At 55.3% G+C, this 6,810-nt stretch carries 6 protein-coding genes; 5 read left to right on the top strand and 1 reads right to left on the bottom strand.

Annotated elements, in window-relative coordinates; genetic code table 11:
* The first annotated feature begins 324 nt into the window (after positions 1-324).
* From AWJ19_RS33760 to AWJ19_RS33745, 4 genes are all read left to right on the top strand, one after another.
* A complete protein-coding gene (locus AWJ19_RS33760; RefSeq protein WP_068730141.1) occupies positions 325-1,275 on the top strand; it encodes a DUF1177 domain-containing protein in 951 nt (316 codons plus the stop codon).
* A 148-nt stretch (positions 1,276-1,423) separates the two neighbouring features.
* The gene (locus AWJ19_RS33755) at positions 1,424-2,092 is read left to right on the top strand and encodes an AroM family protein (RefSeq protein ID WP_241781980.1); all 669 of its coding nucleotides are present in this window, start codon (positions 1,424-1,426) and stop codon (positions 2,090-2,092) included.
* A 16-nt stretch (positions 2,093-2,108) separates the two neighbouring features.
* Positions 2,109-3,053 (top strand): aminopeptidase, encoded by a 945-nt coding sequence (locus AWJ19_RS33750; protein ID WP_068730139.1) that lies wholly within the window; start codon positions 2,109-2,111, stop codon positions 3,051-3,053.
* Between the two features lie 139 nt (positions 3,054-3,192).
* The gene (locus AWJ19_RS33745) at positions 3,193-3,846 is read left to right on the top strand and encodes an aspartate/glutamate racemase family protein (RefSeq protein WP_068730138.1); all 654 of its coding nucleotides are present in this window, start codon (positions 3,193-3,195) and stop codon (positions 3,844-3,846) included.
* A gap of 898 nt (positions 3,847-4,744) precedes the next feature.
* Here the strand turns inward: AWJ19_RS33745 and AWJ19_RS33740 are convergent.
* Positions 4,745-5,020: a hypothetical protein gene (locus AWJ19_RS33740; protein ID WP_128083755.1), complete on the bottom strand. Its 276-nt coding sequence runs from the start codon at positions 5,018-5,020 to the stop codon at positions 4,745-4,747.
* Positions 5,021-5,187: 167 nt separating this feature from the next.
* Here AWJ19_RS33740 and AWJ19_RS33735 point away from each other — a divergent pair, with 167 nt between their 5' ends.
* Positions 5,188-6,714, top strand: a complete 1,527-nt coding sequence (locus AWJ19_RS33735; protein ID WP_082708254.1) for a PucR family transcriptional regulator — start codon at positions 5,188-5,190, stop codon at positions 6,712-6,714.
* Positions 6,715-6,810: the final 96 nt, after the last annotated feature.

Below are 6,810 nucleotides of genomic sequence, written 5' to 3'. Positions count from 1 at the left end.
GATCTCCGGTTTACCCAGCTATATCAAGGGTTTGTTTGGAGATTTGAGCTGCGAAAGTTGAGTTAAATCCTAGAGTAGAAGCTTCTGTCTGTCCTGTATGCTTCATTAGTTACCATATCATGCCTGCTCCCAAAAGGGTATGTCTACTTCTTTTATAACCGTTGCTGCCGGTAAAGAGCATACGCGGGACGTAAGGTTTATCTGCTAAGGACAAGAAATCTGCGTTAGTTTTGGCAGGGCGGTACATTGTGGACATTTCTGACTTTGCGATAGTATAAATGCTAACATTACAATCTTAAGACCGACATCAGGGAGGGAATTTTAATGGCACTTCAGCAAACGATTACGGTAATGAACACAATGGACAGCGCTTATGTGAACGGGGAGCAGATCAGGCAGTTATTCTCAGCTTATCCGGGAATCGAGGTCATTGTTAAAAAGGTAGAGGGTGAAAAGGGCAGCACAGAATTCGTTAAAATTACAATTCCGGGCAGCGAGGGTAAGCTTAACGGAGGCAGCGCGCCTACTTTCGGCATTGTCGGCCGTCTCGGCGGAATCGGCGCCCGTCCAAGCCGGATCGGGATCGTCTCTGATGCAGACGGGGCAGTTGCAGCTGTTGCTGCAGCACTCAAGCTCGCGGACATGCAGGCCAAAGGGGATGTACTGAAGGGGGATGTGTTGATTACAACGCATATCTGCCCGGATGCGCCGACGCTGCCGCATGAGCCGGTGGATTTCATGGATTCCCCGGTAGACATTTTGCAGATGAATGAGCATGAGGTGCTGCCTGAGATGGAAGCCGTGCTGTCCATTGACACGACCAAGGGCAACAGAGTGGTCAACCACAAAGGCATTGCCATCTCGCCTACTGTCAAGGAAGGCTACATTCTGCGGGTTAGCGAGGATCTACTTCGGATAAAAGAAATGACAACCGGCCAGTATCCGGTTACTTTTCCTGTGACGACACAGGACATTACGCCATACGGGAATGGGCTGTACCATATCAACTCCATTCTGCAGCCTGCGGTAGCCACATCAGCACCGGTTGTGGGGCTGGCTATTACTGCCCAGTCCATGGTTCCGGGCTGCGGCACCGGCGCAAGCCATGAAGTCGATATCGCCCAGGCGGTGCGTTTTGCCATTGAAACGGCCAAAGAAGTGACCCAGGGGACCTGCGCCTTTTATAACGAGGAAGAGTTCGCACGCATTAATGAACTGTACGGTTCAATGAATGTGCTGCAGACTTTGGGCAGACCGGCAGTGGCTTCCCTTTAACAGTATAGGAGACGGTGGCGCTGAAGCGGTTCAGCGCCATTTGTATATAGGATTTTAAGGTGCGGGAAGAGTGGCGGAGAAGAATTTAGGGAACTGGAGTACCAGGACAGAATTGATAAAGAGACAGGGATTGTCAGGAGGGAACAGCTTGAACAATATCGGCATGATTACAATCGGCCAGACACCGCGTTCGGATGTGGCACCTATTATCGAAAAGCAGCTGGACGGGCGGGCCGCACTGGTACAGGCCGGCGTGCTGGACGGCTATACCGCTGAGCAGGTGCGTGAGCTTTTTAGTCCGCAGGCCGGGGAGTACGTATTGACTACCCGGATGGCGGACGGGTCAGCAGCTGTTATATCCCGGGAGCGGATCGCACCGGTGCTGCAGGGGAAGATTGATACAATGGAAGCAGAGGGGATCACTACGATTCTGCTGCTCTGCACCGGTGTTTTTCCGGGGCTGCATACGAAACGTGCCCATCTGCTGGAGCCGGACCGGATCATTCCGCCTGTCGTCCAGGCCATGCTGGGCGGCCGCCGCCTGGGGCTGATTGGTCCGCTGCCGGAGCAGGAGGACAGTATGAATGAGAAGTTCTCTGCGGCAGGCGGCAGGCTTCCCTTTGCTGCGGCTTCCCCGTACACCGGCACGGAAGCTGATTTCCGCGCTGCCGCAGAGCGGCTACGGGGTGAAGCTGATGTGCTGGTACTTGACTGTATGGGCTATGTAGAGCAGCATAGACAGTGGGCAGCTTCAGCAGGAGTGCCCGCTGTACTGTCAAACGCCCTGATGGGCAAGCTGATAGCAGAAATGGTGTAATCAGGAGGAAGTTAACATGAGTGAAGCAAGAATAGGAATCAGCATGAATGTTCTTAAGGATTGCCTGGGGCTGCGCAGCGGAGAGTTGCTAGCCGTTGTAGCCGATGACGACAAGCGTGAGCTTGCCGAATCCGTCTACGAGGCAGGTAAGCGGCTTGGGGCCGAGTCCATGCTGCTGGTTATGAAGCCGCGCAGCAAATCCGGTGAAGAGCCGCCGGCTCCAATTGCCGAAGCAATGGCCAAGGCGGATGTGGCGGTATGTATAACAACACATTCGATGACACATACTGCAGCCCGTAAACAGGCGGCCGCGGCTGGAACCCGGGTAGCGACCATGCCGGGGATGACAGACGATATGTTCAGCCACGGTGCGATTACGGCAGACTATGCGCAGGTAAAGGAACTGACCGAGCAGGTCGCCGCGCTGCTGTCCGCAGGCCGTGAGGTCCGCGTAGAGAAGGACGGGCTTAGCCTCCGCTTCTCGATTGACGGCAGGGACGGCGTGCTGAGCACCGGATTATATTTGAATCCGGGTGAATCCGGCAATCTGCCGTCCGGTGAGGCTTTTATCGCGCCGTTCGAGGGCACTGCTGCCGGACAGATCAAAGTCGACGGCTCGATTGCCGGGATCGGTGCGCTGGACAGCCCGCTGGTGCTCACCGTCGAGGAGGGCCGTCTGACCGCAGCTGAAGGCGAAGACGGAGACAAACTGCTCGAGATGCTTGGTTCTGGCGACGGACGCCTGCTTGGGGAATTCGGCATCGGCACAAACAATAAGGCGAGAATTACCGGTGTGGTGCTGGAGGACGAGAAAGTCTACGGTACGATCCATGTGGCTTTCGGCAGCAATAATACCTTTGGCGGAACGGTTGCAGCCGGCGTACATATCGACGCGGTAGTCATGAAGCCGGATGTATATATTGACGATAAGCTGATTATGCGTGCCGGGCAGCTTATATAGGCGGCACTACTGCTTATAGCTGCGGCAGGTAAGCAGAGCTAGGAGTTGTCTATCCAGGCAGACAGACGGTCTAGCTCCTGTGGCCGGGAGCAGCCACAGGAGCGGAGTATTTGCGATGTTTGAACAGGGGGAGATAAGGATGCTTGGAATGATACGTGTAATTACGCTGCAGGATGAGTATGCAGTCCATCTGCACGGGGCGCTTGTTGAAAAGCGCTACGGCCTGCCGGTGCTCAGCCGCTGCATTCCGGATCAGCCCCGGGGTGTGTACAATGACGAGACGGAAGCGGAGTCGGTGCCGAAGATTATTGAACTCGCCCGGCAGCTTGAGGGAGAGGGCTGCACGGCAATCGGCATCAGCTGTGCCGCAGATCCGGCCCTTGCTGAAGCAAGGGCGGCGGTCAAGGTCCCGGTGTTCGGCGCAGGCTCCTGTGCCGCGCACCTGGCATTGACCTGCAGCAGCCGGATCGGTGTCCTGACAATCCTTACGGAGGTGCCGCCGCTGATCCGCGGTATTCTTGGTGACGCCTATATCGGCATGGACCGCCCTGACGGCGTAACGACTACGCTGGATCTCGGTACGCCAGCCGGACGGGCCGGCGCGCTTGCCGGCGCCGCGCGGCTCGTCGAACGCGGAGCCGATGCGATTGTGCTGGCGTGCACCGGCTTCGCCACCATCGGGCTTGCGGCCGAGCTGGAGGAACAGCTCGGCATCCGCGCCTTTGACCCGATCCTGTCACTCGGCGCGGCTGTGGCATCAGCCGCAGCTCTGCCGGACCAGATGCGGCGCTGATTGCGGTACGCTAATGTATCACGTTAAGCCGGTACCAGGCGCATGCCAGGTATGTCCCGCATCCGTGCAAACTATGTACGGTGTGCGTGTGAAGAACGAGTTGAGATGGATTTAAGAACGAGTTAAGATCGAGCCAAGCCAAGTATATCTTCTGCGTGTATGACGAAGCATGCTAAATACGTGCTGAATGCGTGCTGAATGCGTGCTGAATGCGTGCCGCATGCATGCTGTGTGCGTGCTCAACGCCGATTACGTTATGGTACTTGACATGAACGGTCTAAGAATAGTCTGGTGATATTCTCACTGTGTAAGCTATATTGGCAGCTGTTGTGCCAGCTCCGCAGCCAACAATGCAGTTAAGGCGTCCCCGGAACGTTTGCGGGGACGCTTTTTTTGCTGTTAAGAAACGTTAAGGCTTATGTTGGGCAAATCGGGAGAACTGTTAGAGATAGTATCACGCTTTGGCGGCGGGGGATAAGTGTTCGCTGTAACGGGGAGCGGAGTGCCGATTTAGAGTAATATTAAGTTTCCTAGTATGAGGAGTGTGGCAGAGCTGCGGTTTATTGATATAGTCGGAAAAAGCGGGCTTCAACTAACTATCGGGTTGTCCCGCGCGGCTGTACGCTGAGGTTTCCTGACGGGCTCAGGGTTGAAACCGATATCCGAACAAACGAATTGGATTTTTGCTACTTAAATTCACCATTGGGCATCATTCAAGCTATCTAGTTGGAAAAATGACACTTATTTCATGAAAAATATGCCTTTCAAGGTGAATTTGGAATAATTAAGTGCTGTTTTTCCAACTAGAATCTGGAGAACTGCGTGAGGTCCAAAACTAGATGGTGATTTTCCACTTAGTCTGATGAGAGCACATACACTAACGAGTGTACATGCATGGCTAAGGTGCAATTGGCCCGGCAGAAGCACTCCCCGGCTCGCAATGAAGGGCAAAAGTGCCTCTGATTCCGCCGAAGTAGCTCAGCTCGGCGAAATGAGAGGCAAAAATGCCTCTGATTCCGCCGAAATAGCTCAGCTCGGCGAAATGAAGGGCAAAAATGCCTCTGATTCCGCCGAAAGAGCCCAGCGCGGCGAAATGAAAGGCAAAAATGCCTCTGATCCGCCGGAATAGCTCAGCTCGGCGCAATGAAGGGCAAGCAGAATCTTCCCGCAGCAAGCCCCTCCCAGCAAACACAACCTTACTTACTGATTGAGAATATATGCAATTTGCTATATTTTCCTGTGGTAAACGGCTTATGTCTGATAAACTAACATGAGCAATTAACGCGGCATATTTCAGGAAAAATCATGAAATACTGTAGACAGCAGAGGGAGGCAGAAGCATTGAAGACACGCGGAATTACATTAAGAGAACTGATGCAGCTGTCCGTGCTAGGCAAAGCGAAGGTGATCAGCGGTGAGCAGGGGCTGGACCGGGTTGTCCGGTTTGTAGATATTATGGAGGTCCCTGACCTGAAGGGCTGGATCAGCGAGGGCGTCATGCTGCTGACTACGGCATACTCGATCCGTCACGACCCTTCGCTGCTGGCGGAGCTGATCTATACACTTGATAATCTGGGCGCGGCGGCACTGGCGATCAAGCCGGCCAGGTTCCTGAAGGAGATTCCCGAGAGCGCGATTGACGCCAGCAACGCCTGTGGTCTGCCGATTGTGGAGATCCCGCCGGAGATCCCCTATACGGATATAACCCAGCCCGTGACGGAGCTGCTGCTCGGCCGGCAGGCGATGCTCCTGCGCCGTGCTGAGGAGGTATACCGTACACTGACAACGATGGTGCTGGAGAACAGCGGTATCCAGGCAGTGACGGACAACGTGGCGGAGTTTCTGAAGGCACCGGTGGCGCTGGTCGATCCGGAGCGCAAGATTATCGTCTCCTCCCCGGCAGATTATGAATGGCAGCAGGAGGCGGCGCCGCTGAACTGGAGCATTCATGTAGACCGGCGCACCGTGGCCAAGCTGCTGGTGGATAAGCAGCAGCTGGACGATATGGAGGAGGTAGGAATCGAACAGGCCAGGCTAGTGTTCGCACTGGAGCTGATGCGCAGAAAGGTCGCCGAGGACACGGAATTCAGGCTGCGCGGCAATTTCATCGACGAGCTGCTGACCCCGCCCCTGCCAACGCGCCATGAGGTGGAGCGCCGGGCAAGACAGCTGGGCATGAACCCCGAGCATAAATGGGAGGTGGCGGTCATTGAAGGGGAGAGCGCGCCGAGCGAGGAGACGGTCAACCGGCTGCTGGAACGGGAAGCGAAGAAGCGCGGCGTCACCCCCCATGCCGAGTACCGTTCCAGCCGGGCTGTACTGTTCCTGCCGACGCCAGAGGGGCGTAAGCTTAGCGCGGCTGAAGATATACAGGAGTCCTGGTCCAGGACACTGGAGGGCTGGCTGCAGGACAAAAGCAACGGCCTCGCCAATTACCGGACCGGCGTCGGGACACCGGAATATCTGTGGGACATCCACACCAGCTATAACGAGGCCCGTAAGGCACTGTCTGTCTCCAGACGGCTGGGACAGGGCACCGGCAGTGTTACCCGCTATGAGGAGATGGAGGTATACCATCTGCTGGAGGGTCTTGGCGGACCGGGCTTTGAGCGCCTGTTCGAGCGCAAGCTGGGCAAGCTGCTGCAGTATGACAAGGAGCATGACAGCAACATGCTGCTGACGTTCTACCATTATCTGGAGTGCCGGGGGAGTCTGATTGACACCGCCAACAGCCTGTACATACACCGTAATTCGGTCAAATACCGGCTGGAGCGGATCCGCGATATTACGGGCTTTGATCTGAATGATCCGCGCGAGCAGTTTGTATGCCATTTATGCCTGATCTACTACTACCTGCAGGAAAAATAGGCGGGAATGGAATTTTTACGGAAAGCAATGTCAGATAAAGTGACGTTCACGCGTTGCAGTAGTGCACAACCGACAAACGTTGTGCTTTTTTTAGTT

Source organism: Paenibacillus sp. DMB5 (assembly GCF_001517085.1).
In the GTDB taxonomy this organism is placed as follows: Bacteria; Bacillota; Bacilli; order Paenibacillales; family Paenibacillaceae; genus Paenibacillus_AQ.
The sequence above is the reverse complement of the archived record's forward strand: the minus strand, read 5'-3'. Positions and strand labels throughout refer to the sequence as shown.

Excerpts from the sequence above, each read along its gene's own strand:
- AWJ19_RS33745 (WP_068730138.1), top strand. The coding sequence starts at position 3,193 with ATGCTTGGAATGATACGTGTAATTACGCTGCAGGATGAGTATGCAGTC.
- AWJ19_RS33760 (WP_068730141.1), top strand. The coding sequence starts at position 325 with ATGGCACTTCAGCAAACGATTACGGTAATGAACACAATGGACAGCGCT.
- AWJ19_RS33750 (WP_068730139.1), top strand. The coding sequence starts at position 2,109 with ATGAGTGAAGCAAGAATAGGAATCAGCATGAATGTTCTTAAGGATTGC.